16 protein-coding genes are annotated in these 17,676 nt (G+C 62.4%); 7 read left to right on the top strand and 9 right to left on the bottom strand.

What is annotated here, in order from left to right; translation table 11 throughout:
• Positions 1–102: 102 nt before the first annotated feature.
• The 3 genes from ICM05_RS02650 to ICM05_RS02640 all read right to left on the bottom strand — a co-directional run bounded on the left by ICM05_RS02650 (position 103) and on the right by ICM05_RS02640 (position 5,200).
• Complete coding sequence (locus ICM05_RS02650; RefSeq protein ID WP_188022986.1) at positions 103–3,804, bottom strand: phosphodiester glycosidase family protein; 3,702 nt, start codon at positions 3,802–3,804, stop codon at positions 103–105.
• 227 nt (positions 3,805–4,031) lie between these two features.
• Positions 4,032–4,883 (bottom strand): 3-hydroxyacyl-CoA dehydrogenase, encoded by an 852-nt coding sequence (locus tag ICM05_RS02645; RefSeq protein WP_188022985.1) that lies wholly within the window; start codon positions 4,881–4,883, stop codon positions 4,032–4,034.
• A gap of 98 nt (positions 4,884–4,981) precedes the next feature.
• On the bottom strand, positions 4,982–5,200 hold the full coding sequence (locus ICM05_RS02640) for a hypothetical protein (RefSeq protein ID WP_188022984.1): 219 nt from the start codon (positions 5,198–5,200) through the stop codon (positions 4,982–4,984).
• Between the two features lie 22 nt (positions 5,201–5,222).
• On the opposite strand from ICM05_RS02640, the gene ICM05_RS02635 reads away from it, so the two are divergent.
• The 6 genes from ICM05_RS02635 (at position 5,223) to ICM05_RS02620 (ending at position 9,695) form a co-directional block, all read left to right on the top strand.
• Positions 5,223–5,456, top strand: a complete 234-nt coding sequence (locus tag ICM05_RS02635; RefSeq protein ID WP_188022983.1) for a hypothetical protein — start codon at positions 5,223–5,225, stop codon at positions 5,454–5,456.
• Between the two features lie 45 nt (positions 5,457–5,501).
• Complete coding sequence (locus ICM05_RS12895) at positions 5,502–6,065, top strand: Orn/Lys/Arg decarboxylase N-terminal domain-containing protein (RefSeq protein ID WP_215401722.1); 564 nt, start codon at positions 5,502–5,504, stop codon at positions 6,063–6,065.
• Positions 5,954–6,865 carry a hypothetical protein gene (locus ICM05_RS12595; RefSeq protein ID WP_215401721.1) on the top strand — a complete coding sequence of 304 codons (912 nt, stop codon included), beginning with the start codon at positions 5,954–5,956 and terminating at the stop codon, positions 6,863–6,865. The genes ICM05_RS12895 and ICM05_RS12595 overlap by 112 nt, the downstream gene beginning before the upstream one ends.
• Positions 6,844–7,056 carry a hypothetical protein gene (locus tag ICM05_RS12590; protein WP_215401720.1) on the top strand — a complete coding sequence of 71 codons (213 nt, stop codon included), beginning with the start codon at positions 6,844–6,846 and terminating at the stop codon, positions 7,054–7,056. Before ICM05_RS12595 ends, ICM05_RS12590 begins: the two co-directional genes overlap by 22 nt.
• Before the next feature lie 207 nt (positions 7,057–7,263).
• Entirely contained in the window at positions 7,264–8,691 is a 1,428-nt protein-coding gene (locus ICM05_RS02625) for a hemolysin family protein (protein ID WP_188022982.1), read from the top strand.
• Positions 8,688–9,695 (top strand): CNNM domain-containing protein, encoded by a 1,008-nt coding sequence (locus ICM05_RS02620; RefSeq protein ID WP_188022981.1) that lies wholly within the window; start codon positions 8,688–8,690, stop codon positions 9,693–9,695. Before ICM05_RS02625 ends, ICM05_RS02620 begins: the two co-directional genes overlap by 4 nt.
• Positions 9,696–10,115: 420 nt before the next feature.
• Here ICM05_RS02620 and ICM05_RS02615 read toward each other — a convergent pair whose 3' ends face one another.
• Entirely contained in the window at positions 10,116–10,505 is a 390-nt protein-coding gene (locus ICM05_RS02615; RefSeq protein WP_188022980.1) for a hypothetical protein, read from the bottom strand.
• A 265-nt stretch (positions 10,506–10,770) separates the two neighbouring features.
• Here ICM05_RS02615 and ICM05_RS02610 point away from each other — a divergent pair, with 265 nt between their 5' ends.
• Positions 10,771–12,129, top strand: coding sequence for an aminopeptidase C (locus tag ICM05_RS02610; protein ID WP_188022979.1), 1,359 nt, complete (start codon positions 10,771–10,773; stop codon positions 12,127–12,129).
• 131 nt (positions 12,130–12,260) lie between these two features.
• On the opposite strand, the gene ICM05_RS02605 is transcribed toward ICM05_RS02610, so the two are convergent.
• The 5 genes from ICM05_RS02605 to ICM05_RS02585 all read right to left on the bottom strand — a co-directional run bounded on the left by ICM05_RS02605 (position 12,261) and on the right by ICM05_RS02585 (position 17,574).
• Complete coding sequence (locus tag ICM05_RS02605; protein ID WP_188022978.1) at positions 12,261–13,844, bottom strand: ABC transporter substrate-binding protein; 1,584 nt, start codon at positions 13,842–13,844, stop codon at positions 12,261–12,263.
• A 145-nt stretch (positions 13,845–13,989) separates the two neighbouring features.
• Complete coding sequence (locus tag ICM05_RS02600) at positions 13,990–14,820, bottom strand: ABC transporter ATP-binding protein (protein ID WP_188022977.1); 831 nt, start codon at positions 14,818–14,820, stop codon at positions 13,990–13,992.
• Positions 14,817–15,608 (bottom strand): ABC transporter ATP-binding protein, encoded by a 792-nt coding sequence (locus ICM05_RS02595; RefSeq protein WP_188022976.1) that lies wholly within the window; start codon positions 15,606–15,608, stop codon positions 14,817–14,819. The genes ICM05_RS02600 and ICM05_RS02595 overlap by 4 nt, the downstream gene beginning before the upstream one ends.
• On the bottom strand, positions 15,605–16,498 hold the full coding sequence (locus ICM05_RS02590) for an ABC transporter permease (RefSeq protein WP_353055796.1): 894 nt from the start codon (positions 16,496–16,498) through the stop codon (positions 15,605–15,607). The genes ICM05_RS02595 and ICM05_RS02590 overlap by 4 nt, the downstream gene beginning before the upstream one ends.
• Complete coding sequence (locus tag ICM05_RS02585; RefSeq protein ID WP_188022975.1) at positions 16,495–17,574, bottom strand: ABC transporter permease; 1,080 nt, start codon at positions 17,572–17,574, stop codon at positions 16,495–16,497. Before ICM05_RS02585 ends, ICM05_RS02590 begins: the two co-directional genes overlap by 4 nt.
• Positions 17,575–17,676: the final 102 nt, after the last annotated feature.

Genomic DNA, 17,676 nt, shown 5'->3' with positions numbered 1-17,676 from the left:
TACCACCAACAACCCGCCAGAGATGGCGTACACCACCGCCCCCTCCCAGACCGGGGGGTCTGGGGAGCGCGAGTGCTCCCCAGACCCCCGTGATGTGTACTTCTATGGACGCTTGCGTCGCAGCCCCGCAAACATGCCGCCTGCTGCGAGCAGCGCCGCACCAAACGCGGCAGCGAACCAGGCCTGCACGCCGGTGTCGCCGGTCGACGCAAGCGCGTCGGCCCGATCCGCGCCATCAGCGGAGGGCTGCTGATCGGCAGCGCCCGATCCGCCTTTTCCGCCGGCATCCGAGCCGTCGCCGGAGCCGTTCCCGGAACCGTCACCCGGGGTGCCGGGCTCCTCAGGCGTACCTGGCTCCTCAGGAGTGCCTGGGTCAACGGGAGCCGCGGCCACTGCAATCGTGTGTTCGGTCGTGACGCCGTTCACCGTGACGCGCAGGGTGCCGGTGCCCTCGCCGGTTGCGGTGAGCTCACCGGTCGCCGGGTTCAGTCGCAGCACGCCAGCTGCCGCCTTCTCACTCTGGCTCACGCTCAGGGCGCGGCCGGACTTGCCGGTCTCGACGGTACCGTCATCTACGACGACCGTGTCGCCGCCCCACTGGGCGCTCATGGGCCACTGGACGGGAACGACGCGGCCACCGTCCTGCACAATCGTGGAGTCCACGGTGACGCTGTCGCCAACGGTCATCGCCGCGGGAAGCGCAGCGCTCGCGCCAAGCGTGAGCGACTCAACGCGCGGCTTCACCTCTGCCTGGAGCCAGTTGGTGCGGCTGGAGACCGGGAGCGGATCAGCGCCAACGACACCAGCACCCGGGTTGAGACCGAGCATCGCCCAGCCGGTGAAACCGCCATCACCCGGTGCACCAGACGGCGACTTGCCGCTGTTGCCCGTGAGCAGGGTTGAGACACCGTCGTAGCTTGTTGCGTGGAAGACACCTGCGTGGCCGTTGATCGACGCGATCGACTTGCCGGTGTCAGCGCGGAACTCAGACAAACGTTCCTGGTATTTCGTCGCCTCGAGGCGATCCGAAATCTGGCTGTCCTTGCTGCTCTTCGGATCATCGATGGGGTGGTGCGCGAAGACGAGCACACCGGTGATCGTCGAGTCCTTTGCTGCTTCTTCGAGTGCCTGCTCGAAGAATCGCATCTGGGTCTTGTCGGACTTGTTGAACGAGCCCTGCGCAGTGTTCAGCGTGACGACGAGCGTGCTGCCGACCTGCTGCTTGGTCTTGGTCGGGCCGAACTCCGCAATGAAGTTCTCGATGGGGCCACCCATGACCTCGTGGTTCCCAGGAACATAGACCCACGGCAGCTTGTCGCCGATCTCCTCGTCCAAGATCTTGCGCGCGAGTGCGAAGTCCTCCGGCGCTGCCTCGTCGACAAAGTCGCCGGTGATCACGAACATTTCGGGATCCGCCGCGAGAATCTCACGCAGCGTCTGTCGCGCACCCTGCACGTTCGGCCCTTCGGGATTGCGGGCCACAAACTGCGCATCGCTCATGACGGCGATCCGCTGGCTCCGGTCATCGACGGTGCCGTTCGTGACGATGAGCGGATCGTGCACAACGCTCGCAGTGGGCTGATCTACGTCGGGTGCGACCACGGCCGTGATGCCAGCGAACATGGTCTCGCCCGTGTACTGGCGTGCTGCCGAGGTCTCCATCATGCGGATTCGTTCGAGCTTCAGCGGGAATGCAGTGCCGACAGGAACGGTGAACGTGACCTGCTTCCAGCCGGTCCAATCGGTGTACGCTCCATCGATGTTGATCGTCGTACCAGCGCCGGTCTTCATCTGCAGGCGCGGCCAGGTGTTGTTGCCATCGCCGTGTACCCACATCGTGATCGCCTTCGGCTGGCCTGCGATCTCAATCGGCTCGGGTGCCACAGCATACGCACCGCGGGTGCCGGTTGACGATGCAAAGTCGTAGTTGAGCTTCAGTGCAGGCTCGCCGTTCGGGCCGACGGCGGTGCTGATGTCACCGGTCGCGCGGTCAGAACGGAACGTCCAGTCGGCACCATTCGCGAGGTCGGAGACCGGCTGCTCGTTGAGGCCAATCGTGACCGCGACGTCAACGCGTCGCTCACCAGCCGAGAATGAAACGGTTGCTGCGCCAGACGCCTTGAGCGGAGTGATCGTGAAGGTCACGCCGTCCTTCGACTCCACCGCGACATCCGTGCCGGCCGTGACGGTCAGATCGCTCGCCTCGATGGGTGCGGTGAAGCCGTCGCGGTCGAGACCGGTGATGGTGACTTCCGCGCTGTCAGCCTCATCAACGAGCGAGATGACGCTCTTGCTGGAGCGCAGCCGCTCAAGATCACCGAGCACACGAATCTCGGTGTTGGCGGTCTTGCCCTCTGCCGTGAACGACACGGGTGCGCGGCCCGGCGTCTTACCGGTGACGCGTGCCGTATCGCCGTCGACTGCCTCGATACTCGCGTGCTCGCCACCCACTGCGAACTCACCAGCGGCCGTGAGCGAGGTGCGGTTCGCATCCAGACCGGTGCCAGCGATGGTGCGTGAGAAACCGGGGAAGACCGCGTCAGTGTCAGCGAGCTTCGACTCCGGGGTGACCATAACGTCAGCGAGACCGGTATCCGGCGCCGTCGACGAGAAGACGAGGCTGTTCGGCACGCTCCGCAGGTGCCCGTCCGAGGGCGCGTTCGCGACGCTCAACTCATCGGTGCCCGGCTCGCGCAGGAGGAGGGTGCTTGATCCGCCGCCATCAAGGTTCACCGCGTTGTGCGCACCGAGTTCGACCATGAACTCACCCAGCTCATCGAGGGCCATACCGCGCGAGTGGCTCTGGCGGCCATCGAGTGACACGACATAGACCGTGCTGCCGTCGGCACTCACGCCCACCGCGGTGCGCGGTTCGCCGGTACCGGGAGCCGCGACGACCTGACCATCGGCCACCAGACGCTGGTTGCCGCTGATCGCGAGATCGACATCTTCGCTCGCTGCAACGGTGACAGGAAGTGCATCGCCGGGCTTGACCTCGGCGAAGTGGTCAACGGCAGCACCGCGCGCCAGCAGCACTCCGGTGCCAGCAGGAATGGCGGTGGGCCCAGTGATCTCAGCGAGATCGGTGGTCATGCGCGAGACAACACCGTCAACAACCTCAACGCGGAGGAACTTCGGGTCGATGTTTGCCGGGCCGCCGATCGCACGTGAGATCGGGTACTCGCCCCACATCGTGGTGAAGTACCCGATGCCGTCCTGCGGAATGCCGATGTTGTTCACGGTGCTGACGCGCTGTTGCGTGCCAGCAATGTCGACGGTCGCTGCGGAAGTGAGCGCCTGAATCGCGGCGAGGCCCTGGGCGACGGTGAAGCTCTCCACTGGCGAACCGCTCGTGGTCTTTACGCCCTCGGTGGACGACACGTTGGTGCCTTGGGCAACGCCAGAGTTGTTGATGTCGAAGAATGAACCGTTCACCGCGGCAACGGCGTGCTCGCTGAGCGTGTGCTCGGTCACCGGTGCGGGGCTCGTGAGACTGCCCGAGTCACGCACGTCCATGCTGAGGCTCGGGGTCGACAGGTCTGCGACGAGTACGTCGCCGGTGACCCAGCCCTCGCCCTGCAAACGATCGAAACTCGTTGCCTTGAGGCCGGGGGCGATCTGACGGGTATCAGCCCGAAGCAGGCTAGACTCGCGTCCTCCAAGATCGAGGCCGCCGGTATCGGGTGCCGCATAGCTGGCGGTCACGGGGAGCGGGGCAGAGAGGGCGACGCCGCTCGTGACAAGCCCGAGGCAGAGACCTGCTGCGAGCGTCGTTTTCGTTGAAGTGCGTGAGAACCAAGACACGTTGTTGCCGGGTACCTTTCCTAAACCAAAAGGCGTGCGGATCCAGGTGTAGCTGTCAGGCAGCTCATGACCGCACGCGGTTATTCAGCGTAGGGAGGCCAGATTGCTCATTGGCAAACGAAAGGTTACGGCCGTGGGGCTGTTGCCAGACGGAAACACCGGAGGCCCGGACTCGTAGTGAGCCAGGGCCTCCGGTGCCGTGCAGTCAGCGCGCTGTGCGCTCGCGATTACTTGCTGTAGTCGTAGAAGCCACGACCGGTCGCAATACCGAGGTAGCCCTTGTCGATGTATTCCTTCTTGATGAGTTCAGCGAACTGACGCTTCTCAGGGTCAGCGCTGTCCTTCGACAGGTTGTAGGGGGTGTTCATGCCGACAACATCGTAAATCTGGAACGGACCCACCGGTGCACCGGTCGAGATGCGCCAGGTCTTGTCGATGTCTTCGACGCTCGCGACGCCGCGCACGAGGAGCTGTGCTGCCGCGTCAAGGAATGGGACGAGCAGGCTGTTGAGTACGTAGCCCGGCTGTTCCTTGTGGATGCGGACCGGCTCCATGCCGATCTCAACTGCGAAGCCAACTGCGGCCTCAAAGATGTCGGCGTCAGTGCCGGGGTGCTCCATGATTTCGCACGTGTTGAACTTCCAAATCTGGTTTGCGAAGTGCATGGCGAGGAACTTCGCGGGGCGATCAGTGAACGGCGCAATGTCGCTCGGCAACAGCGTCGACGAGTTGGTCGCGAAGATGGTCTTCGCGGGAGCAACCTTGCTCACCTTCTCCCAGGTCTGCTGCTTGATGTCGAGACGCTCAGGCACTGCCTCAATAATGAGGTCGGCGTCGCCAACGGCGTCGGCCAGATCTGACGAGGGACGGATTCGTGCTTCTGCCGCATCAAGCTTCTCTGGGGTGGCGCCGGGAATGTCGCGCAGGTACGCGGCCTTCAGCTGCTCCCAACGAGCGGGAAGCTTTGCCAAGATGTCATCGTTGATGTCGTAGGCGACAACGGTCTTACCCGCATATGCCGACTGGAAAATGATCTGTGACCCGAGCACTCCGGTGCCAAGGACGGTGAGATTCTGCATACTTCCTCCAAGATGTTGTCGCATCTCGGTGGGTGCGCCGAGACGCTACGCCGGCGTTAAATGGCAACGACCTTGGCGATGCTTCTATTTTCGCAGAATTACCTGATCGGATGTTGAAAAAATGCGCGGATCCGCAGCTTGCTGTGTGAGCTGCGGATCCGCGCGTGACGCAGTGATGACTCCTTCGTGAAGTCCTTGTGATCGTCCGTGAGGATGCGACCCTTCGTTTCAGGCATGAGGAACACTGTAAGGGCCGAGATCGCGAGCAACGTCATGACGTAGGAGACGAACGCGTTGGGGCCGATTGCGGTCGACATCCAGGTCTGCAGGTAGAGCGAGGTGCCGCCGAAGATCGCGGTCGCGATTGCGAGCGTTCAGCCAGCCCACTTGCTTGATGACCGCGATGTCACTCACCAGTGCTGGGCGGATCGCACCGACTTCAGCTTCATGCTGCGCACCATGCTTGAGCTCGGGGTGACCCTCACCATGGGCTCGGACGCACCCGTGTCACCGCTCGATCCCGGCGTCGCGGTCACCCTGCTCGGCGGCCGCATCGTGCATGACGCGCGATAACCGATCCGCCAATCCCTGGTTGACTTTCACCTCAGAAAGAACATCATGAAACCAGAATTTCCCATCATGCTTGTCTCGCACGACGAGGAGCACAAGGTCGCGGGTGCCACGGCGTTCTCGGCGCTCGCTGATGCCCTGACCGGCCTCGGTCTTGACGTCGTGAGCGTGCCGTCAGCGCACGAAACCACGATCGCATCGCTCACTAGTCGTGTATCGGCCGTCATCTTCTCGGTCGCGCCCCGCACGAGCGCCGGTGCTGAGACCGCCGGCCGCGGCGAGGCGCGACTCGTGACCGCCGTGCGCGAGCGCAATGAGCGTCTGCCCATCTTCCTGTTTGGCGAGCAGCTCACCGCCCGCGAGATTCCGTCGGACGTGCTTCGTCACGTGCACGGCTGCATTAACGCGTTTGAAGACACGTCTGAGTTCGTCGCCCGCTCGATCGCCCGACCGGCACGCTCTTCCATCAGTTCTTCGGCGAGAACCTGCTGCGCTCTGACGTGTGCAACGCGGTCGAAGAGCGCGGTCAGCTGCTCGATGACACCGGCCCGATCGCGGAGTCCGAGAAGCGCGCCGCCCGCACTTTCAAGGCCGATCACCTGTTCTTCGTGACGAATGGCACATCGACGTCGAACAAGATCGTCTGGAACTCGCTCGTCGGCGCGGGAGACATCGTGGTCGTTGACCGCAACTGCCACTCGTCGGTGCTGCACGCGATCATCCTGACGGGGGCCGTCCCGATCTTCCTCACCCCGACGCGCAACCTCGCGGGCATCATCGGCCCGATTCCGCGCTCGGAGTTCACGCCAGAATCCATTCAGGCAAAGATCGATGCCAACCCCTTCATCACCGACAAGACGAAGAAGCCGCGCATGCTTGCCCTCACGCAGAGCACCTACGACGGCATCATCTACAACGCTGAAGAAATCACGCAGACCCTCGACGGCCACGTCGATGCGCTGCACTTCGATGAGGCATGGCTGCCCCACGCGAGCTTCCACGAGCTGTACTCGGGTATGCACGCGATCAGCGATGAGCGCGCTCGCCCGCGCGACACCATGATTTACGCGACCCAGTCGACGCACAAGCTCCTCGCCGGACTCTCGCAGGCCTCGCAGGTGCTCGTGCGGGAGGCCGAGAACACGGCACTCGACCAGACGATCTTTAACGAGTCGTTCCTCATGCACACCTCGACGAGCCCGCAGTACTCGATCATCGCGAGCTGCGACGTTTCAGCGGCGGATCGCGTCAGCAGCGAGCCTACCGACTGGTGGTTCGACGTGTGGGCCCCGATACGCCCGCGCGTGAGGGCATCGCTGCCCGCGAGGAGTGGGAGCTCACGACCGCCCAGGAGTGGCACGGCTTCGAGTAGATCGATGACGGCTTCACCATGCTCGACCCCATCAAAGTGACGGTCATGACCCCCGGCCTCGACGTGCGTGGCAACTACTCTGAGCGTGGCATTCCCGCGGCGATCCTGTTGCGCTACCTCCGATTTGAGGAACGTTTCAACGCGAAGTACCCCGGCTTTGAAACGCTCACGCACGGTATGACCGAAGCGCAGGATGGCAGGCCGCGCACCGTGATCTGCGTGAAGGAATAACGCCAAGGAGTCCGTCTGCCTGAACCTACAAGGTTCGAGCAGACGGACTTTCAGCTTTCTCAAAGCGATCTCGAATCTTCGAAATTGTAAGGTGGTGTGTACTGCAACTTGACCCACGTGAAGGAACACTGTGAGCCATCGAAGTTCATCCTCTGACCAGGAGGGTCGATCTCCCGACCCCCTCGTTTTCCGAGGGGGTGAGATCAATTGATTGTTGCGGCGCTGACGCTCCTACTGGGAGTGCTCCTGACACTCGCCATCATCGTGGCCTGCGGCTTCTTCGTCGCCCAAGAGTTTGCGTACATGTCGGTCGACCGGTCACGTATGACCGCGCTCGCAGAGAAGGGTGACGCGCAAGCACAGCGAGTGCTCGCGATCACCAAGCGAACGTCGTTCATGCTGTCTGGTGCCCAGCTCGGCATCACGGTGACCGGCCTGATGATTGGTTACGTTGCCGAACCGCTCATCGGTGAATCGCTTGGCACGCTGCTGGGCGGCGTTGGCATCGATCCCGTCGTCTCGGTGCTCATCGGCACTGCGGCTGCACTCGTGCTCGCGACGGTCGTCACCATGATCTTTGGTGAGCTGTACCCGAAGAACCTCGCGATCGCGAGCCCAGAGAAACTGGCACGCGCACTCGCGGTGCCAACCCGTATTTACCTGCTGCTCTTCGGCTGGCTCATCACGATTTTCGACAAGGCCGCAAACCTCCTGCTGCGTCTCCTGCGGATCGAACCGCTCGAAGACGTTGACGAGAGCGCAACCTCACGCGACCTCGAAGCGATCATTGACGAGTCTCGTCGGAGCGGCCACCTGTCGGCCGATCTGTCGAATGTGTTTGACCGCATCCTCGACTTCCCGCAGCGTGACGTGGAGCACGCGATGGTTCCGCGCTCCCGCGTTGACGCGGTGCCCGCGCACACGACCGTGGGAGAGATCCGCTCCCTGATGGCTACCGGCCATACTCGTTACCCCGTCGTGGGCGCCAAGGACGAGCCCGTCGGTCTCGTCGAGCTCATTGATGTGCTGCGCGGTGATCACGCGGCAGATGTTCCGGTCACGGAGATCATGCGTCCCGTGGTGATCGTTCCGAACGCAATGCGGTTGCCGCTGGCGCTGCAGCGGATGCGACACACTGGTAATGAACTCGTCTGCGTCATCGACGAGTACGGCACCTTTGACGGAATCTTGACTGTCGAAGATCTCACCGAGGAAGTCATCGGTGAACTCTCTGACGAGCACGACACCGATGCCGAACCAGCCCTCGCGGTTGGCGCGAACGCGTGGCAGCTCGCTGGTGACGTGCACCTGGACGAGGTCGAGCGCCTGATCGGTCACGACCTCGAAATCGACAGCGACGAAACCGTTGCTGGCTTGCTCATTCGTGAGCATGGCGACCTCGTACCCGTGGGGACACGGGTGCGGATCACCCTGCCCGCGAAACCAGCCGAAATTGCGCAGGGTGTGCGGGTCGACCGCTGGCTCGAGATCCAGGTGACCGAGGTAGAACGTCACGTGCCCTCGCTCGTCATCGTCGAACTCCAGGAGCGCGCGGATGACGAGGCGTCGAGCGCTGCAGAGTCGAGTGCTGCCGCGCCGAATGTTGATGCTGAAGACGAGGAGGTGGCCCGATGAGTTGGTGGCTTGTCACACTTATTACGGTCGCGCTGATCATCGCGAGTGCCTTCTTCGTGATTGTCGAGTTCGCGCTGCTCGCTGCTCGCCGCCATCGACTGGAGGCTGAGGCTGACCAGAGCCGATCCGCGCGCGCTGCCCTGCGCAGTATGAACGAACTCACTGTGCTCCTCGCGTTTGCCCAGCTCGGCATCACGATCTGTACGTTCTTGCTCGGTGCGATCACCAAGCCAGCGATTGACTACGCGCTCTCGCCGGTCTTCATTCAGTGGGGTATTCCCGCGGTTGCCGCAGACATCACCGCGTTCATGCTGGCGCTGATCTTCGTCACCTTCCTGCACCTCGTGATCGGTGAGATGGCTCCGAAGTCATGGGCCATCGCGCACCCGGAGACCGCTGCAAAGGCCACCGCGATGACGGCTCGCGCCATGACCTGGCCGCTGCGACCGTTCCTCCTGTGGATCAACCGCATCGCAAACCGACTCGTGCTCGCGTCTGGTGTCGAACCCGTGGAAAAGGCTGCCGTTGGTGGCCAGGACGCAGATACGATCAGGCAGCTCGTGGCGCACTCACGTGCGGCAGGCGCGCTTGAGGGGCAGCTCGCTGAACCAATTGCTCACACGATCTCGCTGGCGACGCTTACCGTGCGCGATGTGATTGGTGATGACCAGCGCCCGACCGCTGTGCCGATCACCGCGACGGTGCGCGAGATGCAGGCCGCAGCCGCAGCATCTGGTCACCTGCGCATTCTGCTCGGCACCGGGCCAGAATGCCAGGTTGCGCATGTGCGTGACTCGCTCACCGTGGATCCCGAGGCGTCGGCTGCGAGCATCGCACGCCAACCGGTCGTACTCACCGCTGACGTCTCCGCCTATGACGCGCTCGTGCAGATGCGTAAGGCGCGAGAACAGCTGGCGGTTGTCACTGAGGCGGATCGACTTGTCGGCGTAGTCACCCTTGACGACCTGCTGCGTGAGATCTTGCCGGGTGAACTTGAGAACTAAGGAATAGCAGGGCGGGGTGGTGCCTTGCATCACCCCGCCAACGCGGCAGCCGTGAGGCGATACCTCAGTGCAATGAGATCGCGAATTTCTGTGGCGCGTGCTGTGCCTCTGATGAGCCAGGTCGACAGAGCAAACTGAGCGTAGGCAACCGCGGCATCAGCGATTGTGAAGAGCCGTCGGCAGGTCCGCATAGTCGCAACGAATCAATCTCTTCCCGCACCGCATCGCCGGTACTCGAGAACATTATCGATACCCAGGTGCAGGTGCAGGTGCAGGTGCAGGTGCAGGTGCAGGTGCAGGTGCAGGTGCAGGTGCAGGTGCAGGTGCAGGTGCTGGGCTGCCTCTTCCTTTCCCTCACTGAGGCCGCCCAACACCTACTCTCAAGCTCCTGCTCTCACACGAAACAGGCCACCACGTTGCCTATTCGATGACAATTTCCCGGCTGGCAGCGCTGAGTCGATCTCCAAGTGCTCTGACTTCTGATTCACCAAGTTGCGAGAGATTAGCCGCCTGTTCGGGTCGAAGCGACGACTCTGGAATCCCAGCGGTGAGCTCGAAATCGGACAACATGCCCTCAAAATGCGTCATCGCTAGGGCAGCGGATTCGAGTAGACGTTTCGAGGCCTTGTCAGCAGCCTGGGGCAGCCAGTACAGCTCAAGAAGATACATTGGCAGAGTCTTATTCGCAGCGGCGAGACGCTCAACTGGATCAAGAGCTTCAAGCCATGTGGTTACGAATGTGTCGCAGGCTTCTGGATGCTTCGGCGCTACGTCGGACTCAAGTACTGCAACTACAGAGTCGATGGACATTCGACTCGCGACCCCTATCGCCTGAGGGATCCTGTGCAGTTTGATCTCCCGAAACAACTGCTTCCTTCCTTCGGATCCACCCATTGTTGACCTTTCTTGTACGTAACTCGTAAGTGACGTACACCCTGCAAAACTAACGCCGCGTTTCGCCAGAAACAGGCACTGACTGTATCTGAATCACATCTGCGGCGCGATGGCCGATCTTGCACCCTTCGGTCCCCGCCAGCCACTTACCTTTCCGCACCCAACCTGGTAGCCTCGCCCCATGCGGAACGGCAATGATGCACCACGTATTCCTGGCCCTGTAACGAGCGCGAAGCTCGCGAAGTGGGACGCCGCCTTTGCGGCAGATCCGACGGCGAAGCTCGCGATGAACGCGGTCACGCGTTCTCCGATCGATGAGGTCGCGCTCGACCGTGAGCGTTTGCTCGGCGTGCAGCTGAGCATGTCGAATCGGCTTGACGATTGGAAGGCTGCCGATCAGAAGAAGTCTGGTCGCTGCTGGCTCTTCGCCGCCCTGAACCTGCTGCGCGCCGATGCGCGCAAGAAGCTGAAGCTCAAGGACTTCGAGTTCAGCCAGAATCACGCGATGTACTGGGACAAGATCGAGCGCGCGAACTACTTCCTTGAAGACATGATCGGTCTCGCCGATCGCACCCCGAACGACCGCACTGTCTCGTTCCTGCTGGCGAGCGTTGCGGATGACGGCGGCCAGTGGGATATGGAAGTCTCGATCTTCCAGAAGCACGGCGTCGTGCCGAAGGAGCTCATGCCTGAGACCGAGTCGTCGTCGTGCACGGCGGCGATGAACACCTCGCTGCGCACGCTGCTGCGGAAGGGCGCGCGTATTCTTCGCCAGGCGATCAATGACGGCGCGAGTGACGCTGAGGTGTCTGCGCTCAAGGACTCGATTCTGCAAGACACCCACCGCATCCTCACGATCCACCTTGGTATCCCGCCGCGTAGCTTCGAATGGCAGTGGAACGATGATGACCGTGAGTTCCACGCCGGCGGAACCTTCACCCCGCAGTCATTCCTCGCAGCCTTCACCGACATCAAGCTGGGCGACTACGTGTGCCTCGTCGATGACCCACGCGCGGAGCATCCCAAGGGCCGCGCCCTCACCGTCGCGCACCTCGGGAACGTCGTTGGCGGCCGCCCCGTGCGCTACCTCAACACCGACACCGGCACCATGAAGCGACTCGCGGCTGCGAGCATCGTCGCTGGAGAACCCGTCTGGTTTGGCTGTGACGTCGACCCACAGATGGAGGCGAAGCAGGGCATCTGGTCGGCTGGCCTCATCAACTACTCGGCGACCTACGGCGTCGACCTCACGACGACCAAGGAAGAGCGCGTGCGTTACGGCGACTCGGCGATGACGCACGCGATGCTGTTCACCGGTGTCGATTTGGTTGGCGGATCGGCCCGCAGGTGGCGAGTCGAAAACAGCTGGGGCTCGGAGAAATTCGACAAGGGTTTTTGCACGATGGACGACTCGTGGTTTGACGAGTACGTCTTCGAGGTGGTCGTGCACAAGGATTCACTGCCAGCCGATCTCAAGGCGGCACTGACGGAGGATCCGATCGTGCTTGATCCGTGGGATCCGATGGGCGCTCTGGCCTGATCCGCGCCCCTGTGTGCAGGGAAATTCCCGCACACAGGGGTTTCGGTCGCAAGGCATCGACGCATTGGGTGTAGCGTAACGGCCCCTCAGGACCTGAATCCTGAGGGGCCGTTACGCTGCGTTGACAGCTGCTACTTCGCGGTTGCGAACTCGAAGCTGTTGTCTGCGTTCGATACGAAGCTCGTGATCGTGTTGTCGACGACAACGGTCTGCACGGGCTGTACGAGGGGGATGAACGGGCCGGTCTTGGTTGCTGCCTCGAAGAGCGCCTCGTACGCGGGGCCGCGAGCGTCGCCGGTCGCCTTTGCTGCGGCTTCCTTCAGTGCCATGACCTCGGGAGCGGTCTCAGCAACCCAGCCTGCGCGCATCGAAACTGCGTCACCGGGGGTGAAGGTGAGGTAGTTGGTGGGGTCCGGGAAGTCTGCACCCCAGTTGCCAATACCCATGGGCTGCTTGCCCGAGCGGTAGCCATCGAGCTGGGTCGCTGCGGGAGCGGGCTTGAGGTCGATGTTGATGCCGGCTTCCTTCAGGTGTGCCTGGAGTGACTCTGCGAGGAGCGCGATGTTCACACCGAGCACGGTCGAGTCACTGTTGTAGTGGAAGGGGATCGCTTCGCCGTTGTAGCCGGCCTTCTCGAGCGCAGCCTTTACCTTGTCGAGATCGCGTTCCGGAGCCTTGTCCACGGGTACTGCACCGAGGAACTCGTTGGGGACAACACTTGCCATACGCGATGCGCCCTCACCGGCGAGCTCGAGCACCTTGTCGTAGTCAACCGCGTAGCTCAGTGCCTCACGGAAGTCTTCGTTCGAGGTGATGTCGCTGACCTCGGGGTTGTCGTTCGCGAAGATGTAGATGGTCTTCGTCGAGGGAACCGACGAGACCTGTACCGAACCCTCGGGGAGGCTTGCTACCTGGTCGGGGCTGAGATCGAGGACGACGTTTGCCTGGCCCGACTGAATGTCGGTGAGCTGGGTCTCGGCCGAGACGTTGTTCATGACCACGCGCTTGAACTTGGGCTCGGGGCCGTTGTAGTGCTCGTTATAGGTGAGCACGACGCGGCTGTCTGGCTCGTAGGTCTCGATGACGTACGGGCCTGAACCCTGCGAGTTCGTGTTGAGGAACTGCTCGGCGCCGTCAGACTCATCGGTCGTGCCGCCGTTTTCCTGGACCACCTTCGAGTTGAGAATGCCGAGGTTCGAGTTCGGAAGAATGTACGGGATCGCGGGGTTTGCGGTCTCGCTCGTGAGGGTGACGGTCTTGTCGTCTGCCTTCGCGATGGTGACGCCATCGAGGTAGAACGAGGGGTTGCCCTGCACGCCCTGCAGGCGTTGGAACGACCACACGATGTCGTCAACCGTAACCGGGTCACCGTTCGAGAACTTCGCGCCGGTGTCTTCGCAGGTGAGGGTCGTGACAAGGCTGTCGTCGCTGATCTCGTACGAGCACAGGCCGTCGATCGGCTTGGTGAAATCACCGTTGTCGAAGTTGAGCACCGTCTGGTAGATCGCGTCGTCGACGGTCGAACCGGTGAACTCGAACTGGCGAGCCGGGTCAATCGTCATGAGGTCGAAGCTCGTCTGCACGACGAGGGTGTCGCCACCCTTCTTGTCGCCCGATGCGTCGCCACCCTTGTCGCCGCTGCTGCAGGCCGTCATGGAGGCTGCGAGGCAGGTAATTGCTGCAGCCGAGACAATAATTTTTGGATACCGCTTCATTGCGTACTCTCTTCTTCGTTGAATCAAGCAGGTTGGTCTCACCATAGAAATTTGGTGAGCGTAAATCAAGGTAAATCAATAGCTGTTTCCGAACTGAAACATAGCTTGGGGCTGAGTGACTCAGCGCCCACGACCCGTCCGGGCGTCAGATCCCGGGAATGACCCCCTTCCCGTCGACGATCGGAATCGCTCCGAGTAGACGCTTCGTGTACGGGTGAGCTGGAGTGTTCCAGATGGTTTCTGTGGGACCGGTCTCGACGATCTTGCCGGCCTCCATCACCGCCACGCGGTCGGCGATCTCTCGCACAACCGACAAGTCATGGCTAATGAAAATCATTGACGCACCCGACTCAATCGCGAGATCGCGCATGAGCTTCGCGATCCGCGACTGCAAAAACGCGTCAAGCGAGGCGATTGGCTCGTCACCAATCAGCACCTTGGGGCCGGCGGCGAGTGCGCGAGCGATCGCGACGCGTTGGCGCTGGCCGCCAGAGAACGCGTGCGGGTAGCGATCGGCAGCGTTCGCCGGCAGATCGACCGCATCGAGGAGCGATTCGACGTTCCAGCGCCCGGACGGATCGAGCGCGAGCGCGTCTTCGATCTGGGCGCGGATCTTTCGCCGCGGGTTCAGTGAAGCGTACGGGTTCTGGAACACCATCTGGATGCCCATCATCGCCGCGTTCCGCTTCTTGAAGCCGAGCGGCTTGACCTCGGTACCTTCGAAGTCGATCTCGCCAGCGGAGGTCTTCTCGAGACCGCAAATGAGCTTCGCGAGTGTGGACTTGCCACAGCCGGATTCGCCGACGAGACCGAGCACCTCTGACTCGCCGAGCTCGAGCGAGACCCCGTTCACAGCGCGGAAGCGACCGCCACCATTGAGCTTATACTCGCACTCGACATCGGTGAGGGTGAGGAGCCGCTTGCGCTCGTCCGCAGCTGCCGGTTCTGCGCGATCAATAACAGTGGCTGAGGTCATCGTGCGAGCTCCGTTCCAGGAAGTGATTCGATGAGTGAGCGCGTGTACTCGTGCTGCGGAGTGATGATGACCGACTCGCGATCACCGATCTCGACGACACGGCCGTGCTGCATGACGACGATCTTGTCGGCGACAGACGACAGCACGCCGAAGTCGTGCGTTACGAGGAGCACTGCGAGGTTGAACTCCTCGCAGAGATCGCGCAGCAGCTTGAGCACGCCGGCCTGGACGGTCACGTCGAGCGCGGTGGTCGGCTCATCAGCGATGAGTACCCGGGGCGATGCGATGACGGCGGTCGCGAAGGCGATGCGCTGCAGCTGGCCACCAGAGAACTGGTGGGGGTACTTTTTCAGCGCCTCCTCCGGGTTTGGCACCCGAGTCTTTGCGAGCATCTCTGCTGCGCGCCTCAGCGCCTCTTTCTTGCTGATCTTCTCGTGGTGTCGGAGGTGGTCAGTCACTTGCTGGCCGATGGACAGCATCGGGTGGAATGCCGACGCCGGGTCCTGGAAGACCATTGCGAGCTGGTTACCGCGCAGGGCGTTGTGCTTCTTGGGAGCGAGGCCGACGAGCTCTTGCCCGTCGAAATCGATGCTGCCCGAGAGCTTGGCGCCATCGGGGGAGAGTCCCATGATCGCCATGCCGGTCTGCGTCTTGCCTGAGCCTGACGCGCCAGCGACGCCCGTGATGGTGCCGGCCTCGAGCGTGAATGACACATCGTGGAGGATGTGATTCGCGCTCGGCCCGTCACCCACAACGAGGTTGAGGTTTGTGAGCTTGATGACACTCATGCGTTCGCCCCCTGAACTTGCTTTGCAGTGCGCGGATCAAGGGCATCACGCAGGCTGTCGCCAATGAAGTTGAAGCCCATGACCACCGTGAGAATGCAGATGCCGGGGAAGAGCGCGATCCACCACGAGTTGAACTGCGAGACACCCTCGCTGATCATCGCACCCCAGTCGGGAGTCGGCGGAACCACGCCGAGGCCGAGGAACGACAGGCCAGCCATGGTGAGGATCGCCTCGCCAACGCCAAGCGTCGCGAGCACGACGACGGGCGAGACGACGTTCGGGGAGATATCGCGGAAGAGTGAGCGCCAGGGACTGAAGCCCAGGAGTCGGCCGGCCACCACGTACTCGCTGTTGCGCGCCGACATGACGAGCGCACGGGTTGTGCGCGCATAGCCTGGCCACGACACGATGAGGATCGCGATAATCGCGTTCTTCAGGCCGGGGCCGAGCGAAGCGGCGATGACCATCGCGAGAATGATGGTGGGGAAGGCGAAGACGAGATCCGCCAATCGCATGATGGTCTCATCGACCCACTTGCCGAAGTAGCCAGCGATCGCACCGAGAATCGAGCCGATGAGCGCCGAGCAGAACACCACGAGCAACGCTGCCGGGAGACTCGTGCGCGCCGACATGATCACGCGCGAGAGCATGTCGCGGCCGAGGCTGTCGGTGCCGAGGAGTGTCTCTTCGCCTGGCGCGGTGAGGCGCGGGAAGATCTGGGCGAGCGGATCATGCGGCGCGATGAGCGGGGCGAAGATTGAGACGAGGATCCAGAACACGAGGATGATCGTGCCCGCGATACCGAGCGGGGTGCGCAGCGACTTCGGGAAGCGCCAACGCCAGCGACGGATGCCGAGGTTGATCGCCTCGGTGATGCTTGGTGTGGTCACTTGACCCTCACTCTCGGGTCGACAAGGCCGTAGATGACATCGACCAGGAAGTTCACGGAGATATAGATGATGCCGATGATGAGGCCGACGCCCATGATGACCGGAAGGTCAAGCGCCGTCGCGCCTCTGAACGCGAACTGACCGAGGCCGCCCCACGCAAACACTGTCTCCGTGAGGACTGCGCCTGACAGCAGCGAGCCGAAGGCGAGGCCGACGACCGTGATGATCGGCACGAGTGCGCCGCGGAAGATGTATCTGAAGGTGACGGTTCCGCCGGGCAGACCCTTTGCCTTCGCCGCGGTCACGTAATCGAGGTTCATGACATCGAGCACGCTCGAGCGGCTGAAGCGAGCGAGCAGGCCGACCGTGAAGAGTGCGAGCACGCACGACGGCAGCAGCAGGTGCTGCATCGCGTTCGTGAAGGTCTCAAAGTCACCAGCGATGAGCGAGTCAATCGTGTACATGCCCGTCACATGCGGCGGGGGAGTGACCCACGGATCGAGGCGGCCAGCGCCACTGATCACGCCGAGCTTGAACGACAGGATGTAGTAACTTACGGTCGCCACCCAGAAGGTCGGGGCCGAGATGCCAATGAGGCTGAACGCGCGAACGATGTAGTCGGTCGGCTTGTTGTGGCGGAGCGCGGCGAGGAGGCCGAGCAGCAGGCCGAAGAAGATTGCGATCACGATCGCGCCGAGACCGAGCTCAGCCGAGGCAGGGAACACCTTGCCGATCGACTCAGTGACGGGGATGCGGGTCTGGTTCGAGACACCGAGATCTCCGTGCAGCAGGTTCGTGAGGTAAGTCCAGTACTGCACGATGAGCGGCTGGTCGAGGCCGAGATCGAGGCGGGCCTGGGCGACCTTCTCGGGATCCGCCGAGGCGCGATCTCCGAGGATCGCCTGCACCGGATCGGCGGGAACCAAGTTCGTGAGTAAGAATGTGACGACGGTAACGCCCCAGATGAGGAGCAAGCTGATTCCGAGGCGAATCAGGACGTATCGCAGCAGGGGATGCAGCTTTGGCGGCTGGATCCGTGGCTGCGCACCCGTATCGGTGATGGTCGTAGTTGCCATGGTGCTGGCTACATTCGGTGCGCGGGGGTCAGGGGCGAAGTTGGGAGCGAATGGGTGATGTGGAGATCGCGTCGTTGCGTCATAGTCACTTTCGTTTCTGCT

The sequence above is a fragment of the Leucobacter sp. cx-42 genome (assembly GCF_014529985.1).
In the GTDB taxonomy this organism is placed as follows: Bacteria; Actinomycetota; Actinomycetes; order Actinomycetales; family Microbacteriaceae; genus Leucobacter.
Note: the sequence above shows the minus strand (reverse complement) of the source record. Positions and strands in the feature narration are given on the sequence as shown.